Below are 18966 nucleotides of genomic sequence, written 5' to 3' on the forward strand. Positions count from 1 at the left end.
TAGGGGAAGTTCTGCAAAGGTAAAGGTCAGGCTTTGGGATCCGTGACCGCGCGCGCCTTTGCGCGCTCCAAGCCTAGTTGATGTTCGCGCCAGATCACCACGACGTTACCGACAATCACCAGCGCCGCTCCGGCCAGCATGACCAGCGTAGGCAGTTCACTGAACCAGACATAGCCAATGACGATGGCAAACAGCATCGAGGTGTAATCATAGGGCGCCAGCATCGAAGCCTGCCCAAACCGATAGGACGAAGTCACCAGAATCTGCGCAACACCTCCGATCAGACCAGCCAGAATCAAAAAGCCTGCCTGCTCCCATGTGGGCATGACCCATCCCCAAAAGAAAGTCAGCCCGGACAGGATGGTCGCTGTCATCGAAAAATAGAACACTATCGCCGCCGGATGGTCGACCTGCACCAACTGCCGGATGTGGATCTGCACAAAGGCCCGGGCAACGGTCGCACCCAGAATACACAATGCGCCGAAGGTGGCAGCAGCTTCCATGTTGTTGCCGCCCAGTCTGGGCCAGATCATGATCAGGACACCCAAAAGCCCGATGGACACGGCCGCGATTCTGATCTTACGGATGCGTTCGCCTAACATCACCGCGGCAAGGATCAGGGTGAAAATCGGGGTGGCATAGCCAATCGCCGTCGCTTCGGGCAGCGGGATCAAGCCAAGGCCGGTAAATGTAAGCCCCATCGCCGTGGTGCCCAACACGCCGCGCCAGAAATGACCCGAGGGTTTGCGGGCTTTGAACCCTTGCGCCAATTCTCCGCGCGCCATCAGCCAGATGACAATCACCGGAATGGCAAAAAGGGATCGGAAAAACACCATCTCGCCAGGAGGGAAGTGATCGGACTGCGCTTTGACTATTGCCGCCATGACCGTGAACAAAAACACCGCGCTCGTTTTCAGAGCGACGGCCAGCAAAGGTCGATGCGATGTTAAGGGTTTTGCCATCGGCGCGAACCTGCGCTTTTGGTCGGGAAAGATCAACGCGTTGTTTACAGATTGGTCCAATCGGTCGGCAGTGGGCTGCCGATCTCTTGCGCGAACTCTTCCAGAAAGCGGATCATGCGTGTGATTCTGCGCTGTGCGATCTCTTTGCCACCCTCGGTCAGCATATCGCCAGGAAGGCCCAGTAGTTTGACCTTCCAGTGGTCGATTGAAAAATGCAGGTCGTCCAGCGGGCGGTTGGCAGCAAAGGGATCTGCCGGATCATAAAGCGACCGTCCCAAAGCACCGGAAACCGAGAAATTCCGGGCAACTCCAATCGCGCCCAGCGCGTCCAGCCTGTCGGCATCGCGCAGAATGCAGGCTTCGAGCGTTTCCGGCGTGATGTTGGCCGAAAAACTATGTGCCTCGATAGCATGTTTGATTGCGTGGATCTGACCTGCAGAATAGCCTAAGTTTACCAAAATAGACTCTGATTCTTCGGCCGATCGGCGCGATGCCAAATGGCGGTCTGGGTCGTCCTTGGACAAATTTACCAGATCATGCAGATAAGCGGCGGCCAGCAGCACCGGCATGTCGGTCTGGTCGTTTGCAATGGCCTGCGCGTTTACCCAGACCCGGTCCAGATGGGCCAGATCATGCGCCGGGTCGGTTTCCATACGCTGCGCAACGACGGCCCGCAGGCGCGTGCGCAGATCAGCCGATCCGTCCACGGTTCTCTCCGATCTGGCCGCGATGCAGCAGCAGGTGGTCGAGGATCACGCAAGCCATCATCGCCTCACCCACCGGAACGGCGCGGATGCCTACGCAGGGGTCGTGACGGCCTTTGGTGATGATCTCGGTCTCTTCACCGGATTTGGTGATGGTTTTGCGCGTGGTCAGAATGGATGAGGTAGGCTTGACAGCAAACCGCACAACAACGTCTTGTCCAGTCGAGATACCGCCCAAGATACCGCCCGCGTGGTTCGAGCTGTATTGCGGGCCGTTCTGGCCCATGAAAATCTCGTCCGCATTGGCTTCGCCCGTCAGTTCGGCGGCGGCCATGCCTTCGCCAATCTCGACACCTTTGACGGCGTTGATGGACATCATCGCAGCGGCCAAATCAGTGTCTAACTTGGCGTAAACCGGCGCGCCGATGCCTGCGGGGACACCGCGAGCCACAACCTCGACAATCGCACCAACCGAGTTCCCGGACTTGCGCAATTCGTCCAGATAGTTGGCCCAGTCTTCGGCGGCTTGTGCGTCCGGGGTCCAGAACGGGTTCTGTTCGACCTGGGACCAGTCGAAATTGCCCCGGTCAATCTTGTGCGGGCCGATCTGGGTCATGTATCCGGTAATCTGCACATTGGGCGCGATTTGCCTGATCGCTTCACGCGCAAGCCCGCCTGCGGCCACACGCGACGCAGTTTCACGGGCCGAGCTGCGCCCGCCGCCGCGATAATCGCGGATGCCGTATTTCTGCCAGTAGGTGATATCGGCGTGCCCGGGACGGAACTTGTCCATGATATCCCCGTAGTCTTTCGAGCGCTGATCTGTGTTCTCGATCATCAGCTGCACCGGTGTGCCCGTGGTTTGCCCTTCGAACACGCCCGACAGAATTTTGACCTGATCTGGCTCGCGCCGCTGGGTGGTGAACTTGTTCTGACCCGGTTTGCGCTTGTCCAGCCATTGCTGAATCATCGCCTCGTCGATCGTAACACCCGGAGGGCAGCCATCGACGGTCGCACCCAATGCGGGCCCGTGGCTTTCACCCCAGGTGGTGACGCGGAAAAGGTGGCCAAAACTGTTCATCGACATGGGGCATGCTCCTTTGCGCGTCGTGATTAGCGGGCGAGGCTCTTGGCCTCAAGCGGATTTGCGGTTGGGGCAGGGGAACCCCAACCAGCTGTGCCTATGCGGCACGGGTCAACGACGCACGGGTTTGGGTGATCTTCAGGGCCGCCTGCGCAGCCTCGCGACCCTTTTCGACAAAATGCGCGCGGTAGATGGCATTGTGGTGATCGGTTTCCTGATACTGGTGCGGCGTCAGCGAGACTGACAGTACCGGAACACCGGTGTCCATACTGGCGCGCATCAGCCCATCGACTACGGCTTGCGCGACGAAATCGTGCCGGTATATGCCGCCATCCACGACAAACGCCGCGCAGGCGACCGCGGCATAGCGCCCGGTTTGGGCCAGATCGCGGGCCAGCAGCGGCATTTCGAATGCGCCGGGGACGTCGAAAACGTCAACCTGTTCGGCGGGGACAAGCTCCAGAAACCCTTCGAGAGCCTGGTCAACGATATCGGAATGCCAGTTGGCTTTCACAAAAGCATAGCGGGTGTGTGTCATCATGATCTCCTTTCGCAACAGACACGTCACCCAAGGCGATCACGGGCAGGCGCAAGCCAGGGCCGACGCGCTGCACGTTCTCTTTCATCCGGACTTTAACCGTCGGCTCTGGCATCTCACCAGATCTGCTGACACCCCGCACACCGGGGCCGCTCGCGGGCTTACGGATCATCACCCGCATACCGCCGGTGGGGAATTTCGCCCCGCCCTGAGAACAGCCGGACCTTGCCAATGTACGAAGGGTTCTGCAAGAGATTTTGCAGGAGGATAGCCATGCACCCCACTCCAGCCTTCCGCGCAGGAGAGACCGAGCGCCACGTTACCTTTGCGCGTGACCGCGCGTTCGGGGTTCTTGCGGTGTCGACGGATGAAGCGCCGTTGATTAGCCACGTGCCGTTTCTGCTGTCTGAGGATGGCGCGCTGGCCGAGCTGCATCTTGTCAGATCCAACCCGATCGTCCGAATGCTGAAAGAGCCTAAACCGGCAAGAATCGCCGTCACCGGACCAGACGGATATGTATCTCCGGATTGGTACGGGATCGCCGATCAGGTTCCGACATGGAACTATGTCGCTGTGCATCTGATCGGTCAATTAGAACAGCGCCCGCAAGAAGAGTTGCTGAACCTGTTGGACCGCCAGTCCGCCTTTTATGAGGCACGCTTGCTGCCCAAACCGCCTTGGACTACCGGCAAGATGAGCAAGGACGCGTTGAATAAGATGATGCGCATGATCGTGCCGTTTCGGTTTCGCATTGACGACATTCAAGGCACCTGGAAGCTAAACCAGAACAAGCCCGATGCAGCCCGCCTGAGCGCGTCAGAACATATCGCCAACGGCGGGATCGGGTCCGAGCTTGATGCTCTGCAAAAGTTGATGAGAGGGTGAGGTTGGCGCACCAATTGACGGGTTTTGTTTTGCATTGGGTGATGTAGAGTTCCGGCAATTCAGGGAGATCTCTTATGAAACTCTATTTCAGCCCCACTTCGCCCTATGTCCGCAAAGTCATGGTTTTGTTGCATGAAACAGACCAGTTGCAGCATGTCGAACTGCTGAATGTTGCAACAACGCCAATGTCCCCGGCCGAGCCGCTATTGGCCAAGGCCCCGCTGACAAAGGTGCCCGCGTTAGAGCGCCCCGATGGGCCGACCCTGTTCGACAGCCGTGTTATCTGTGCGTTTCTGGACGCGCGCGGGCAGGCCGGTCTTTATCAGGACGGTGCCCGGCATTGGGATGTGCTGACGCTTGAGGCGCTGGCGGATGGTATTCTGGATGCGGCGTTGCTGATCACCTATGAGGCTCGGATGCGGCCCGAAGACAAGCAGTGGGAGGGCTGGGCCGATGCGCAATGGGACAAGATAGAACGCGCCTGCGCCGCGTTGAACCAGCGGTGGATGGCGCATCTGTCCGGATCGTTGGATATGGGGCAGGTCGCGGTGGCCTGCGCGCTGGGCTACGTCGATTTCCGCCACGATGCGCGCGGGTGGCGCAAGGGAAATGACGCGCTGGCCGCTTGGTACGAGAAGTTCGCCGAGCGTCCCAGCATGGTCGCAACGCAACCGCCGGCCTGATCGGGGATCAATGCGCTGGTCGCTCTGATGGCAGAACGACCAGCGACAGACATCATTCGTTGAACGTCGCCAGATAGGCCGCGATGTCATCGGCGCCCTTTTTCAGTTTGACGCTCATGTTTGGGCGCGCGGTTTCATCATCCAGATATTCCTGGATAAATGCGATCGGGTTTTTGGAATACGTGGCGATATTCTCTTGTGTCCAGACCAGCCCTTTCTGACCGGCGCGGATCATGTCGTCGGTGAACATTCCGATGGGCAAACGTTCGCTTCCGTTCAGGTAATCTGACTCGGTTCCTGCGACGCGACCGACGACTCCGTAAAGATTCGGGCCAGTGATGCCGCCTTTGACCAGAACTTGGCCATCTTTGATGATTGCGTGGCAAGAAGAGCAGCGATTGTAGAGTTTTTCGCCTTTCGCCGGATCACCGGCCGCGGCAGCCTGAGATGACATAGTCAGCACGAATGTCAGTACGGGTGCAAAGAGCTTTGACATAGAGAACGTCCTAAAGTGGTTCGGATATCTTCAGGGCCATCGTCGATTCCCAACAAAAGTGCAATCGAAAAAAAACCGTAGCTAGGTCGTTGTAAAATATGTATTTTCTACTCAATTTATCTGCCGTTGCGGACCTGTTGCACAATAAGACCTGAGTGGCAAAACAAGGGCAGGATTTCGCAAATCTGCACCCGATGAATCGTCCGGGACTGGAACAGGTCGACAGAACTTGGGTATGCGTACCCCGAGCGAATCACATTGGAATTGATCAGCGGCGGTTGGCAGATTTCTTCGCATAAATGCGCCGAGAACTTGAAAATTTTGCCCTTCGTTGTGACATGAAAGCCCAGATACGGTGCACTGCGCGCCTATGACCGCTGGACGAACCGATTTCTCCCGGCTAGATAGCCGCGATGAGACGCCGCTTTGATGCGGTGCTGATGCATGTTTGCTCGGGTTACCCCCGGGCGCCGGAATCGGAGAAAACCTCGTGTCCCACGCAGAAGACCACGAAGGCACCCGCAGAGATTTCCTCTACTACGTCGCAGGCGGCGCAGGTGTCGTCGCGACGGGTGCAGCCGTATGGCCCCTGATCAATCAAATGAACCCTTCGGCAGACGTTCAGGCGCTGTCCTCGATCCGCGTGGATGTGAGCGGCGTTGAACCCGGTACGCAGCTGACCGTGAAATGGCTGGGTAAACCGGTGTTTGTTCGCCACCGCACAGGTGCCGAAATTCAAGAAGCACAGGAACAGGACGCCGACGGCGTCGACGCACTGCCTGATCCGCTGGCCCGCAACTTCAACCTGAACGCGGATGCTCCGGCAACCGACGCCAACCGCGTGATGCCGTCGCCTGAGGGCGAAGCACCGGGCGCTTGGATCGTTCAGATGGGCGTATGTACGCACCTTGGCTGCGTGCCGCTGGGCGATGCTGGCGACTTTGGTGGCTGGTTTTGCCCCTGCCACGGATCGCACTACGATCTGGCCGGACGTATCCGTAAGGGCCCCGCGCCTGAAAACCTGCCCGTTCCGCCTGCAGAGTGGACCGACGCCAGCACCATCAAACTCGGCTAAGGGAGACCCAAACTTATGTCCGGAATTCCCCACGATCATTACGAGCCGAAGACAAACGGCGAGAAGTGGCTGAACAGCCGCTTGCCCATCGTCGGCCTGATTTACGACACCATCATGATACCCACCCCCAAGAACCTGAACTGGTGGTGGATCTGGGGCATCGTCCTGGCGTTCTGCCTGGCGTTGCAGATTGTCACCGGTATCGTTCTGGTGATGCACTACACCCCGCATGTCGATCTGGCCTTCGCCAGCATCGAGCACATCATGCGCAACGTGAATGGCGGCTATATGCTGCGCTACATTCACATGAACGGCGCGTCGCTGTTCTTTGTTGCGGTTTACATCCACATCTTCCGCGGCCTTTTCTACGGTTCGTACAAAGCCCCGCGTGAGATCACGTGGATCATCGGTATGCTTATCTATCTGATGATGATGGGTACTGCCTTCATGGGCTATGTTCTGCCCTGGGGTCAGATGTCCTTCTGGGGTGCGACCGTGATCACCGGCCTATTTGGCGCGATCCCGTTTGTGGGTGACGCGATCCAGACCTGGCTGCTGGGCGGACCCGCGGTGGACAATGCCACGCTGAACCGCTTCTTCTCGCTGCACTATCTGCTGCCGTTCGTTATCGCGGCTCTGGTCATCGTGCATATCTGGGCCTTCCACACCACCGGCAACAACAACCCCACAGGTGTTGAAGTTCGCCGCACGTCGAAAGCCGATGCCGAGAAAGACACGCTGCCATTCTGGCCGTACTTCGTGATCAAGGACCTGTTCGCTCTGGCCGTGATCCTGGTCGTGTTCTGGGCCATCGTCGGCTACATGCCGAACTATCTGGGCCACCCGGACAACTACATCGAAGCCAACCCGCTGGTAACGCCTGCACACATCGTTCCCGAATGGTACTTCCTGCCATTCTACGCGATCTTGCGCGCCTTCACCGGTGAGGTCTGGGTTGTACAATTTGCCAGTTTCATCACCGGTGGCATCGTTGACGCCAAGTTCTTTGGTGTGATTGCGATGTTCGGTGCGATCCTGGCAATGGCGCTGGCGCCCTGGCTGGACACGTCGACCGTGCGTTCGGGCAAATACCGCCCGATGTTCAAATGGTGGTTCTACCTGCTGATCATCGACTTCTTTGCCCTGATGTGGCTGGGTGCGATGCCCGCGGAAGAGCCCTATGCGACCTTCTCGCTGATCGCGTCCGCCTACTGGTTCGCCTATTTCTTCGTGATCCTGCCGATCCTGGGTGTCATCGAAAAACCGCTGCCACAGCCAGAGACCATCGAAGAAGACTTCAACGCGCATTATGGCAAGGCTGACGCTGACGCCACGCCGGCCGAGTAAGAAGAGGGACCGGAAACATGTTCAAGAAACTTGCAATCGGTGCCGCGTTTGCTTTGGCCCTTACCCCTGCTGCGTCATTCGCAGCAGGTGGGGGCGAGCAGCACATCGAAGACTTCCACTTCTCGTTTGAAGGCCCCTTTGGCACCTGGGATCAAAACCAGCTGCAGCGCGGCCTTCAGATCTATACCGAGGTCTGTGCAGCCTGCCACGGCCTGCGCTATGTGCCTCTGCGTGATCTCGAAGCGCTGGGCTATTCGGAAGAAGAAGTCATCGCCTATTCGGCAGACAACTTCGAAGTGTTCGATCCCGAGCTGGACGATTTCCGTCCGGCAATCCCGACCGACCACTTCCCGGTCAATGACGGTGTTGGCGCACCGGACCTGAGCCTGATGGCCAAGGCCCGCGCCGGGTTCCACGGGCCTTATGGTCTGGGGATCAACCAGTTCTTCAAAGGCATGGGTGGCGCTGAATACATCGCCTCGCTGCTGGACGGCTATACCGGTGAAGAGAAAGAAGAAGCAGGCACCATCCTGTATGAGAACAAAGCCTTCCCCGGAGGCTGGATCTCGATGGCACCGCCGCTGTCCGAAGATCAGGTCGAGTTCGCCGATGCTCACCCCGCCACGGTTGAAGCCTTGTCCGAAGACATCGCAGCCTTCCTGATGTGGACTGCCGAGCCAAAAATGATGGAGCGCAAGTACTCGGGCTTCGTCGGCGTGCTGTTCCTGTCGCTGTTGTCGGTGCTTCTGTACCTTGTGAACAAGCGCCTGTGGGCAGGCGTGAAAGGCAAGAAACGAGGCTGAGTTTCACAGCCCCACAATGTTTGAACCCCCGCGCCACCGGCTGCGGGGGTTTTTTTTGTTGCAATCGGGCAGGGGTCAGATGAAGGCCGGATCAGGCTTGTAGCTGCGTGCCGGTGGCGCTTGTGATTGTTGCCTTCACGATTTGCCCTTCGGGCTGTGGTGCCTCAAAAGCGACCTCGGTGAATTGTTCGGTGCGGCCCATATGCGGGTTTTCCATCAGGATGTGATGAGTTTTGCCGATTTGGGCTTGCAGATGCTGTGTGACCTGCGCCTCACCGGCCGCGCGCAGGCGGGCGGCACGGTCCTTGATGATGTTCCCATTCACCTGCTGCGGAATGCGGGCGGCCGGGGTGCCTTCGCGCTTGGAATAGGGAAAAACGTGCAACCAGGTCAGATCGCAATCTGTCACAAGTTTCAGCGAGTTTTCGAAATGATCATCCGTTTCGGTCGGGAAGCCAGCGATGACATCGGCGCCAAAGGTCATTTCGGGGCGCAGCTTGCGGGCTTCTTCGGTGAACCGGATGGCGTCATCGCGCAGATGGCGGCGTTTCATCCGTTTCAGGATCAGATCGTCGCCATGTTGCAGGGACAGGTGCAGATGCGGCATCAGGCGCGGTTCGGTCGCGATGGCCTGCATCAGGTTCTCATCCACTTCAATCGAGTCGATTGAACTGATCCGCAGGCGTGGCAAGTCGGGCACCAGTTTGAGGATACGCATGACCAGATCGCCCAGCTTGGGCTGCGCAGGCAGGTCGGCGCCCCATGAGGTCAGGTCAACGCCGGTCAGTACAACCTCGTTATAGCCCCGATCCACTAACCGCTTGATCTGATCCACGACAACGCCGGCAGGGACGCTGCGCGAGTTCCCGCGGCCATAGGGGATAATGCAGAAAGTGCAGCGATGGTCACAGCCGTTCTGAACCTGAACATAGGCGCGTGAGCGGGTGCCAAAACCGTCAATCAGGTGGCCTGCGGTTTCGGTGACGGACATGATGTCATCGACCTGCACGGCCTCGGTCTGGCCGATAAAGTCCGCTGCCATGCCTTTCCAGGTCTCGGGCTGCATTTTTTCGGTATTGCCAATGACCGCGTCGACCTCATCCATTTGGGCAAAGGTGTCAGGCTCGGTCTGGGCCGCGCAGCCTGTCACGATCAGCCGCGCGTCAGGGTTTTCCCGCCGCAGCTTGCGAATTTCTTGCCGGGCTTTGCGCACCGCTTCTGCCGTGACGGCGCAGGTGTTCACGATCACCGCGTCAGTGAGCCCGGCTTGCGCTGACAGCTCTTTCATCGCCTCAGTCTCATAGGCGTTCAGGCGGCAGCCCAGGGTGGTGAACTTCGGCGCGCTCATTCCAGTGATTCCAGAAATTCCGGTGTCAACGTGCCCGAGAAGACGTGGCGGGTTGGTCCGGTCATCCAGACGCCATCGTCGCGCCAGTCGATCCAGATCGTCCCGCCGTCCAGTTCAATTTGTACTTTGCGCCCGGTCAGGCCGCGACGCGCAGCAGCAACGGCTGTGGCGCATGAGGATGATCCCGAAGCCAGGGTGATGCCCACGCCACGCTCCCACACGCGCATGCGGATGTGGTCCGATCCAATGATTTGTGCCACTTGGACATTCGTACGCTCAGGATAGAGTGGATGGTGCTCGTAACGCGAACCGAACTCGGTCAGAGGGATAGCCTCGGCATCGTCGACAAAAAAGGTGCAATGCGGATTGCCCATCCCGGTGGCCGTCGGCGCTCCCTCGATGGGCAGTTCCAGCGTGTCGACCTCCTCAGACAACGGAACCTCGTTCCAGTTTAGTTGGGGGTGTCCCATATTCACTGAGGTCAGGCCGTCCCCGGCGTCCTTGGCGTAAAGGGTGCCGCGTTCGGTCGTCAGTGTTAGGTCGGATCTATCCGATTCCTCCATCAGGAAACGGGCGATGCAACGGGTGGCATTTCCACATGCTGCCGACGTAGATCCATCTGAATTGTAGAACACCAGATGCGCATCCGACCTGCCGTTTTCGATCACGGCAAGCTGATCGAAACCTACGCCGAATTGACGATGCCCGATTCCCTGCGCAAGTGCCGGGCTAATCCGCGTTGCAGACGCGCGCGCGTCCACAATGACAAAGTCATTGCCCAGCCCGTGCATCTTCATGAAGGGCAAACCAGTGTTCTGTAATCCTTGCATGGCGCGCATATAACCCTGCGCCTGAAAGGAATCCACCCTGCGGCGCAGATTCCTTTAAAAAGGGGGTTGACCCCCCAGCGCCACCTGCCTAATTAGGCCGCCTATCGGGTCGCCGGAAATACTGATTAATCTGGCGAAACGAGGTGCAAATAAGGTCTTGAACCCGGTCGGGAAAAAGACTTAAAGAGCGCCACGGATCAACAAGATCCAGCAAAAGAGTGGGCCGTTAGCTCAGTTGGTAGAGCAACTGACTTTTAATCAGTGGGTCGCAGGTTCGAATCCTGCACGGCTCACCACTGTTTTCTAACTATTTCATGCTGTTAAGTGCAGTACACGGCTTAGAGCAGCCGTTTGCATTTCTTTCTGACCCAACTGGGGCCCAATGGTAGTGCTTCCAAGCCCACTTCCCGTATGTGTAGTGAGCAACTTTGGTTGGGCCGGGAAGCTATTGCATTAGTACAAACGGCTAAAGTGGCGTTGGTTTCTTCTCGGTGCTAACCGTTCAAGTGCATCAAAGTGATTGCTCTGCCTTACTCATGGATGTCGCCTTTGCTACTATGCAGTTGTGTTTCATACGCAAAGGATGGGATGTGCAGACAAGCAGGGTTCGCAGTTGCCAGCCAAGCCACAGCAAACATCCCATGCTTTGCTATCGGACGCCTTGCAAATTGACCATGGCTTCCGCTTCGCCAACTTCAAATTTGCATTTGCTACCTTGCAGCCAGTCAATCAGAGACTCAGTCGTTGCTCCGGCAAGATCAGTTCTTCGCAAACCACACGACCACACAACTGCAACTCTGAGACCAAACTCTAACAACTCAGTAGTGACCCTTAGGTCGCGGTTAAGGTTTGCTTGGAATTTGTTACGCCAAAAGTCTTGTCTCGTTTTAGGCATGGTTGTGTATCGACAGCCTTGATGTCGGTGCCAGAAACAGCCGTGCACGAATATTGCTGCTTGGTATTTCGCCATCCATAAATCTGGGCACCCGGGAAGCTTCTGTACATGGACCCTGTAACGAAATCCGCGGGAATGTAATGCGCGCCTCAAAACTAGTTCTGGACGTGAATTCTGGCTCTTGATGTTTGCCATAATGGCGGAGCGCTTAGGTTTATCGAATCTGTCGGCCAGTTTGAAACCATGGCTTTGTCTGCTTCGCAAATTGGATCACGGGCGACGCAGTCAAGCAATCCAGAAGGACATGACCTTTAGTGTGACTTGGCTTGACCAGCATTTCGTAAACTGCGCGGAGTAGATTCTCCAATCTGCAAAGCTCTGGATTGGTGTCGTTGGCTCAGGTAGTGTCTTCGGAAATTTGACTATATCGCCGTATGAAAAAGAAGCGGAGTTCCAATGCCTTGGCCAATCTCCAATCATGAGAGCCCTGATGTAGATCTTTCGATCCCTGAAGTCACAGCACCGCATTACCTTTGGGCAATACTGAAGGCAGATGGCACCAGTTTCAGAGATGATAGTTATGCATCGACGCGCGCTGCGTTGAGGCTAGCAGTCACTCGATTCTCCGCCCGATCTACGGGTGGCCAATCACCAAATCCGGAAATTTCAGACCAGAGGCTCAGAACTTGGAAAACAGCCTTCGAAGAAATGGGTCTTTTGACCGTAAATGAAGACGGAAGGGTTAGTGCAACCCGGTTTGGTCGAGCCATCGTAGATGGAGTAGATCAAGTTGCCGATGCGCTGGAGAACGCCAATCACCGCATAGGGCGATTGGGGTCGGCTGTCGCCAACCGAGTACTTTTGGCAAAACCGGATAGGTCTGGAAATCCCGCTACTGGAGTGCCTACAAATTCTGACCTTCGTCCACTCCGTGCAATTTGGAAGGCTTTCCGAATGCTAGGAAATCGTCTGCATTGGCAGGATATAAATAGAGTGCTGGGGCATATCCATTACGAGAATGAGTTGGATGACGCCATCCAGCATATCGCCAACTTTCGCGACCGACACAGTGACGGGTACAGCGACACAACGCTGCTGAGCGAACTCGGAAGCGCAGTGCTTACAGAAGACCCGAGGCATATCACGCCCTGGTTTAATCGAGCTGGGCTGGGGGGTATTTTGATTCCATCAGAGGCCGACGGAGAAGGGTTTCGAACCCTGCCATCTGATTCGATTTCAATTTTGGATGACCTTCTTGGAGAAGTTGCTCCGCAGGTCCCAATTGAAGCTCTGACGGATAGATCAAAGTACATCGCTTACTTGATGGCCCCTGTTGAGACCGCCCAGAGACCAGTAGTTGCCGACGGCGACCAAAAAGTTGTTGAGGAAGTTCTTTCGGCGGTTAGAACGCACGGAAAGCGAAAGATTCTAACGCTTGCTGGAATACCGGGGACAGGCAAAACGAGGTTGGCTCGAATTATCGCGGACCAACTCTCAGATGGTGACCCTTCGCGAAAGAAGGAAATCCAGTTTCACGAGAGCACTACGTACGAAGATTTTGTTGAGGGCTTTGTTCCTAAACCGGACGGTCAAGGTTTCGAGCTAAGGGAAAAAACACTGCGAGTGATCAATGAACGTGCCCTTGAGGACCAAGGTCGAATCTACGTTCTACTGATCGAAGAGTTCACCCGGGCCAATGCGCACGCAGTGCTTGGAGAGCTTTTGACTTACATTGAGCATCGGAATCGAAAATTCACTCTCACAATTTCGCAAAACGAAACGACAATTGCCCCCAACCTTGTCGTCTTGGCGACACTCAATCCTAGAGATCGTTCAGCACTTACACTAGACGATGCGGTTAGCAGACGAATGCATCGCTTCAACGTCCCGTCATCCAGTGCTGCACTGCGCCAAATGCTGTCTGGAAAGCTTGAATCCGCACTTCTAGATGACTTGGCCTATTGGTTTGAGCAACACCTTGAAGATTTACCATTCGGCCATGGGGTTTTTTCCGATGCTACCAGTTCTCAGTCGCTCCGAGAAATTTGGGAAGGAACCGTTATTCCATTGCTATCGGACCCCTTAGGGAGAACTCGCGAGCAGTACTTAAATGCCCATGATTCATTCCCATTTTCGAACAAAGAAACCGTAGGATCGGATATCCCTATTTCCGCGGAAGTTGCCTCGTCCATGGAAACTCAACGATCTAACGTAGAAGAAAGCGATAGCGGCGCAAGCTGATGGAAGTCTGTTTAACAGAAAGAGGTAATCCCGAGTTCATTTCTCTTGAGGTGTGGCGTGAGGCCGGTCTCGATCAACCTATGAAATCACTTGCTGCCCAAGGCGCAGTGAAGTTCTCCAAGAGTTCTTTGGGGGTTATCGTTACACCGGGAAATCATGTTGGCACGCTAACACTTCCGGGAGCGAAATTGAGGATAGTGGCCAAAGCACCTGCCATACTAGATGCAATGGACCAACTGGCGCTGTCGGCAAGTCAGAAGACTGTTTCGAATGTCATTGAAATCGGTTCAATAATGGGCGTTGTTGGAGATAATCCCGCAAGCGAGTTTCTCAGCGCCTTAAATGACAGTATTTCAATTGGTGTTCCTTGGAGCTACGCGAAGGAGAAGAAGACTACTTCGTTTCCTCGTGGCAAATTGGAGATCAACGACACCATAAGAAGGCTTTCTGCTCGTGGCATTAAGCACCAAGTAGTCGCTTCGAGACCGATACAGGTACAGGATTCCGACTACGTTAGGGTCGTTATGGCTGCCGTCGAGCTGCTTCCTGAACTCAAAGGCGTCGATCATCAAATACTCGCAGATGCACAAGTTTTGACCGCAGCATTGGAAGTTCTTGAGCCTTTCGAAGCGGTAGAAGATGCTCTGTCCGCTGCAAGATCGCTTTTATCAAAGTACTCAGCATTGCAACTTTCTGAGCATATCGCGCTGATCTCCTGCTGTATTGCCGTATTGGAGGAGAATTTCACAAAGGGAGGATGGGTGAAGCGCCTACCCGACGGGCTAGCAAGATTTCGCAACATTGAGGATCTTTGGGAGAAGTGCACTTTTGCATTGGTCGCGAATTGGCTGGACAAGGCTAAGCTCTCCGGGGCAGCAAGACTTCACCCATACCGAAATCTTGGTGTTTCATTATTCCGGGATGGAGGCCCGAAAATTGACCCAGATGTTACAGTTGAACTAAACGGTCAGACATTGGCGGTCATAGATGCAAAGTATAAGGTGCTAAAGCCGGGTGCTAGTGTCGCAGCGGCTGATGTGTACCAGATGTCTTGTTACGTCAGAAGAGTCGGGGCCAGACTAGGTATCCTGATTCACTTGACTGAGAATTACGAAGGGCTCCGCCACGTAGGAACAACGCCCGAGGGCGCACCGATAATTGCGGCAGCAATATCCGATGAAATACTTCTAAAGACTGGCCAAAGCGCTTTGCTGAGTCTCTTTGAACGACAACCTACTATTCTCCAGCGCGTCAATGATAGCCTGTCCCACGGCCTTAGCGAGATTGGGCGGCACAGCATTCCCAATCTGTCTAGCGACATCCTTCTTGGGGCCTGAGAAATGAAAGTTGTCAGGAAAGGACTGAAGCCTTGCGCCTTCTCGACTTGTGATATTTCGGTTGCGTTCGGGGTGAGCAAAGCGACCGCGTGTAAAATTATCGAACATTGCGGTGATTGTACCTGAAGGCCGATCCCACCAAAGCCTGCCAAACACGTCGAGATGCCTGTGGCCGTTTGATTTCCGATGGCAAGGCAGTTGTAGGTGTTCCGGAACATCCAACCGGCCGCCACCTTCCGGAACATAGCTAATTCGTTCGATATTCTTCTGAGATACCGCAACCATCTTGTGGTTTCTAAAACTTGGGTGCTCCAGATAGTTTTCCGGTGGTTCAGGGAGATCGCCGATTGCGTCCCTAACTGTTCGGTAGCCGTCGGGTTGTAAATCGGCCTCGGGAAACGAAAAGCCGCCATCGAAGTCCTTCCGGATTCCTACAATGAAAGCTCGTCTCCTGTATTGCGGAACCCCAAACGAAACGGCATTCAAGACCTTTTTGTGAATTTTGTAACCCGCTCGTTCCCACTCGTCGGTAACGTAATTCAAGTACTTCTTGCCACGAACACCAAGAATAGTGGGTACGTTCTCCATTACGATAGCTTTGGGGCGCAGCACTAAAGCGAAATCACAAAACCGTTTTACTAGGTCATTTCGAGAGTCGCTTTGAGGTCCACGCCTTTGAACTGAAAAACCCTGACACGGTGGGCCACCCGCAACTACGTCGACTTCAAGACAGTGCTCATTCACAAGCTCCAGTAGTTGCATCGGCGCCAAACTTGCGAGATCGATCTCACGTATATGCGTACCAATATTCTCTCGGTATGTAGCACAAGAGTGTGCGTCAAAATCTGCTGCAAAGACCGGCTTGAGACCAGCTTCCTGAAGGCCGAGAGAAAGCCCACCTGCACCACAAAAGAGGTCGACCAAAGTTAGTGTCATCAAGCTGCCTCAGCTTCTTTTTCTCTTAGGCGCAATTGCCTTTTCATTCCTGCTAGAGCAGAGGAGATTGATTTCTCAATTGGCGAAGTGATGTCCTCGTCTGAAGGATTATTCTCGGCCTCGCCAACCCAAGCCCGGTCACAGTGAATAGCAAGCGCCTTTGAGAAAGTCGGAGCAACCGCATTCCCAATTTGCTTGTATTTGTCATCGAATGGCCCTTCGAAATTGAAGTCTTCTGGAAACCCTTGAAGCAAAGCTGCCTCTCGAATGGACAGCCCTCGGTCTTGGGTTGGATGGACAAACCGGCCACACGAAGGTGTTCTACATCTCGCAGTAATCGCAACAGACGGTCGGTCCCACCACAGCCGTCCATATACATCTCTAAACCCATCGACTTTTGTGTGACACTTTGGTCCGATTCCTTCCGGAAGTGAGCTGCGACTTCCGCCGTCGTGGGGGATCATGCTCATCAGCTCGATGGTAGAAGCGCGGTGCTTCGAGGTTTTGTGCATTGGATCTGACGGACAGGTTTCTCCTGCGGCCAGCGGAGGTAGATGTCCTATGGCCTCCCTAACAGTTGAGAATTCACTGGGGCGAAGCATCGGCATGGGCATCTCAATACGGAATTTTTCTCGGGCTGAAAGAACAAGAGCCCGGTAACGCTCTTGGGGAACTCCGTAGGATGCAAGGTTATGCAGCCGCGCTCTGGTATGGTAGCCAGAACTTTCTATATGTTTTACAAAGGATTGGTAATGCGCCCAGTGCTTTTTGTGCAGCATCTCAGGCACGTTCTCCATGATCACTAATTCTGGCTGCAAAGTGCTGACGATTTTGCCAAATGCTGTTAAGAGCTCATTCCGCTCATCAATTCGCTTGTCTTTCTTTCGATGTGAGCTGAATCCCTGACAAGGCGCGCAGCCGATAAGCAGCAACGGTTGGTCAGGATCGTAGCCCCAACTATCAAGCGCATCGTTTAGATTATCCTTTGAAGTTAGTTCCCGAATATCTTTTTGAAGTGCTGGTTTTCCAAGCATACGCTCGTATGTGGCGTTCGCATGTGGGTCGATATCAATACCGCCGAGCACTTCGAACTGAACGTGTTGGGTCTTTGCTCTTTGGAAACCAAAGGACATTCCACCGCAACCGCTGAAGAAATCGATTACTTGGACGCGTTCTCGTCCCAATTTTCTGTCTTCATTGCTCATTTTTTGCTCGATATTTGCCCTTGTCTGCCGGTCGCCGCCGCGTAAGCGCCTAGTGCTTATTGCTCTGCGCAGCGAATAGGCTTGTCTGTTCTGCAAATCCCTCTTCGTCGAGGTGATCCCGTATTAATCGGGCTATTAAGGTGGACTTCTTGAAGCCTTTCTCTTCGCAGTAGGCTGAGAACCGTCGATCCTCTTCAGGCTGCAGCAAGACTGTGATTTGACGTCTCTGTTCCCGTGCCATGGCCTCACCTTGTTCCCGTTTTGTGCTCGCTTGACCTAAAAGTCAACACAAGTGCAGACTCGTACAGACAAGTAAGAAAAGCAACAGGCTTTGACATACTTCAACTGTGTGGAAGCTCTGCGACTTAACCGCGAGGTTCGACAGGCCTACAACTATTGTCGCGCGCAAAACGCATGGCGATCGCACCAGCCACATCAACTAAGTTTGCTTGATGTAGCCAACTTCTTTAGCGCGAGGGACGATCTGAAATCTTCGAACGCGTCGAAGGCTCTCGGAGACATGGGTTGCAGCACCTGCAAAGACTGGCGTCGCAACTTACGCGACAAGCGGCCTTTGGTTGGTGTGCACAGGCTATTTCTCAGTACAGAAAGTCATGATTGCTTTTCTCGATGCATCACCTGACAATCAGCCAACCGGCGATTACTGTAGGTGTCAGCGTTAATGCACTTCTACTATTTGGACGAAACAGGCTGCTCTGGGGCCGACTTGAACCCTGCCCAAGAGCCAGTTTTTGTATTGGGCGGTTTGTCAGTAAAGGATCAAGGTTGGGTCAAGACGACGTCAGACTACGAGGCCATTGTCAAAGACTATTATACGCCCGGCTTGGTACCTGCCAACTTTGAGTTGCATTCCCATGAACTGCTTAGTCCCAATGGAGAAGGGCCGTTCCTAGGTCACGACCGCGCACGGCGTAATCAACTTGCCTTTGACCTCTTAGACTTGGTGGCAACCCGCGGGCACTCGGTGCACTTCATTGCTATCGACAAAACAAAGCTGGCGGCTAACGCAGATGGAACAGAACACGGAATGTTCGACACACGCATCCCGTATCTACTTGCCTTCGACTACACCATCACCGCAATCGACTACGACGTTAAGAACCGCCTGGGTCACACTGCGCGAGGGATAACGATAATTGACGAAAAGGACATGTTTGAAGATCAGATTGCGATGCTGACCCGCTACCGGCGCTTTGAAGTTCCAAAGACTAGGCGGGTTAAGTGGTTGGTCGAGTTCAGCTACTCGATTGATTCACGCAAGCACCCCATGATCCAGCTCAGTGACTTGGTTATTTACTGCGCGAAGAAATTCCTTGAGTTAGATGGCGGCTATAGGGGGGCCTGGCCGCAACCAGCAAAAGAGTTTTATGCGCAATGCTTTGAGAAGATCTGGGCTCGGGTAAAACAGAAATCGATACGTGAGCAGGGTGGGGCGCATGCGAATGGCGTAAACAATTTGCTACCTCTGGTCGCGGCTCGACCGAGACACAACTGGAAGGCGCATCATGGAATTTAGCGAACAGGTTACCTAATCACCGCGGTTTTGCGGATGTTGTTTGGTTCGCTGAAGCCAGCA

Annotated in this window: 17 protein-coding genes, 1 tRNA gene, 1 pseudogene and 1 riboswitch; of the genes and pseudogenes, 9 read left to right on the forward strand and 10 right to left on the reverse strand. The window is 55.0% G+C overall.

The annotated features are described in order from the left end of the window. Positions 1–26 precede the first annotated feature (26 nt). The 4 genes from AC2FIB_RS11925 to AC2FIB_RS11940 form a co-directional block, all read right to left on the reverse strand. Positions 27–962: a DMT family transporter gene (locus tag AC2FIB_RS11925; protein WP_496842139.1), complete on the reverse strand. Its 936-nt coding sequence runs from the start codon at positions 960–962 to the stop codon at positions 27–29. Positions 963–1006: 44 nt separating this feature from the next. Next, on the reverse strand, positions 1007–1669 hold the full coding sequence (locus AC2FIB_RS11930) for an HD domain-containing protein (RefSeq protein WP_496842140.1): 663 nt from the start codon (positions 1667–1669) through the stop codon (positions 1007–1009). Further along, positions 1653–2753 (reverse strand): chorismate synthase, encoded by a 1101-nt coding sequence (gene aroC, locus AC2FIB_RS11935; protein ID WP_496842141.1) that lies wholly within the window; start codon positions 2751–2753, stop codon positions 1653–1655. Before aroC ends, AC2FIB_RS11930 begins: the two co-directional genes overlap by 17 nt. Before the next feature lie 94 nt (positions 2754–2847). Continuing rightward, complete coding sequence (locus tag AC2FIB_RS11940) at positions 2848–3288, reverse strand: 6,7-dimethyl-8-ribityllumazine synthase (protein WP_058272775.1); 441 nt, start codon at positions 3286–3288, stop codon at positions 2848–2850. Positions 3289–3360: 72 nt separating this feature from the next. After that, positions 3361–3508, reverse strand: a riboswitch (FMN riboswitch). Positions 3509–3561: 53 nt separating this feature from the next. Between AC2FIB_RS11940 and AC2FIB_RS11945 the strand changes: the two genes are divergently transcribed. Together AC2FIB_RS11945 and AC2FIB_RS11950 are read left to right on the forward strand one after the other, a co-directional pair. Beyond that, positions 3562–4173, forward strand: coding sequence for an FMN-binding negative transcriptional regulator (locus AC2FIB_RS11945; protein WP_496842143.1), 612 nt, complete (start codon positions 3562–3564; stop codon positions 4171–4173). Between the two features lie 74 nt (positions 4174–4247). After that, entirely contained in the window at positions 4248–4856 is a 609-nt protein-coding gene (locus AC2FIB_RS11950; RefSeq protein WP_496842144.1) for a glutathione S-transferase, read from the forward strand. 52 nt (positions 4857–4908) lie between these two features. Here AC2FIB_RS11950 and AC2FIB_RS11955 read toward each other — a convergent pair whose 3' ends face one another. Beyond that, a complete protein-coding gene (locus tag AC2FIB_RS11955) occupies positions 4909–5352 on the reverse strand; it encodes a c-type cytochrome (RefSeq protein WP_496842145.1) in 444 nt (147 codons plus the stop codon). 490 nt (positions 5353–5842) lie between these two features. Between AC2FIB_RS11955 and petA the strand changes: the two genes are divergently transcribed. The 3 genes from petA to AC2FIB_RS11970 are packed head-to-tail and all read left to right on the forward strand — an operon-like array spanning position 5843 to position 8577. Continuing rightward, complete coding sequence (gene petA, locus AC2FIB_RS11960) at positions 5843–6427, forward strand: ubiquinol-cytochrome c reductase iron-sulfur subunit (protein ID WP_496726165.1); 585 nt, start codon at positions 5843–5845, stop codon at positions 6425–6427. 15 nt (positions 6428–6442) lie between these two features. Next, complete coding sequence (gene petB / locus AC2FIB_RS11965; protein ID WP_108860628.1) at positions 6443–7774, forward strand: cytochrome b; 1332 nt, start codon at positions 6443–6445, stop codon at positions 7772–7774. Between the two features lie 17 nt (positions 7775–7791). Next, positions 7792–8577 (forward strand): cytochrome c1, encoded by a 786-nt coding sequence (locus AC2FIB_RS11970; protein ID WP_496842146.1) that lies wholly within the window; start codon positions 7792–7794, stop codon positions 8575–8577. A 91-nt stretch (positions 8578–8668) separates the two neighbouring features. On the opposite strand, the gene mtaB is transcribed toward AC2FIB_RS11970, so the two are convergent. After that, positions 8669–9925 carry a tRNA (N(6)-L-threonylcarbamoyladenosine(37)-C(2))-methylthiotransferase MtaB gene (gene mtaB, locus AC2FIB_RS11975; RefSeq protein WP_496842148.1) on the reverse strand — a complete coding sequence of 419 codons (1257 nt, stop codon included), beginning with the start codon at positions 9923–9925 and terminating at the stop codon, positions 8669–8671. Continuing rightward, positions 9922–10764, reverse strand: a complete 843-nt coding sequence (gene dapF, locus AC2FIB_RS11980) for a diaminopimelate epimerase (RefSeq protein WP_496842220.1) — start codon at positions 10762–10764, stop codon at positions 9922–9924. The genes mtaB and dapF overlap by 4 nt, the downstream gene beginning before the upstream one ends. Positions 10765–10975: 211 nt before the next feature. Between dapF and AC2FIB_RS11985 the strand changes: the two genes are divergently transcribed. Then, positions 10976–11051: transfer RNA gene (locus AC2FIB_RS11985), tRNA-Lys, on the forward strand. 353 nt (positions 11052–11404) lie between these two features. Here the strand turns inward: AC2FIB_RS11985 and AC2FIB_RS11990 are convergent. After that, positions 11405–11914, reverse strand: coding sequence for a very short patch repair endonuclease (locus tag AC2FIB_RS11990; protein WP_496842149.1), 510 nt, complete (start codon positions 11912–11914; stop codon positions 11405–11407). Between the two features lie 192 nt (positions 11915–12106). Here AC2FIB_RS11990 and AC2FIB_RS11995 point away from each other — a divergent pair, with 192 nt between their 5' ends. Both AC2FIB_RS11995 and AC2FIB_RS12000 read left to right on the forward strand, forming a co-directional pair. Further along, positions 12107–13891, forward strand: a complete 1785-nt coding sequence (locus AC2FIB_RS11995) for an AAA family ATPase (protein WP_496842150.1) — start codon at positions 12107–12109, stop codon at positions 13889–13891. Between the two features lie 293 nt (positions 13892–14184). Beyond that, positions 14185–14973 (forward strand): annotated as a pseudogene (locus AC2FIB_RS12000) (5-methylcytosine restriction system specificity protein McrC); the annotation flags it as partial. A gap of 105 nt (positions 14974–15078) precedes the next feature. On the opposite strand, the gene AC2FIB_RS12005 reads toward AC2FIB_RS12000, so the two are convergent. Further along, a complete protein-coding gene (locus AC2FIB_RS12005) occupies positions 15079–16164 on the reverse strand; it encodes a DNA cytosine methyltransferase (RefSeq protein WP_496842151.1) in 1086 nt (361 codons plus the stop codon). Next, positions 16164–17369 carry a DNA cytosine methyltransferase gene (locus AC2FIB_RS12010; protein WP_496842152.1) on the reverse strand — a complete coding sequence of 402 codons (1206 nt, stop codon included), beginning with the start codon at positions 17367–17369 and terminating at the stop codon, positions 16164–16166. Before AC2FIB_RS12010 ends, AC2FIB_RS12005 begins: the two co-directional genes overlap by 1 nt. 682 nt (positions 17370–18051) lie before the next feature. Here AC2FIB_RS12010 and AC2FIB_RS12015 point away from each other — a divergent pair. Next, complete coding sequence (locus AC2FIB_RS12015; RefSeq protein ID WP_496842153.1) at positions 18052–18906, forward strand: DUF3800 domain-containing protein; 855 nt, start codon at positions 18052–18054, stop codon at positions 18904–18906. The last annotated feature ends 60 nt before the right edge of the window (positions 18907–18966 follow it).

This window comes from Ruegeria sp. YTSA072 (assembly GCF_059610285.1).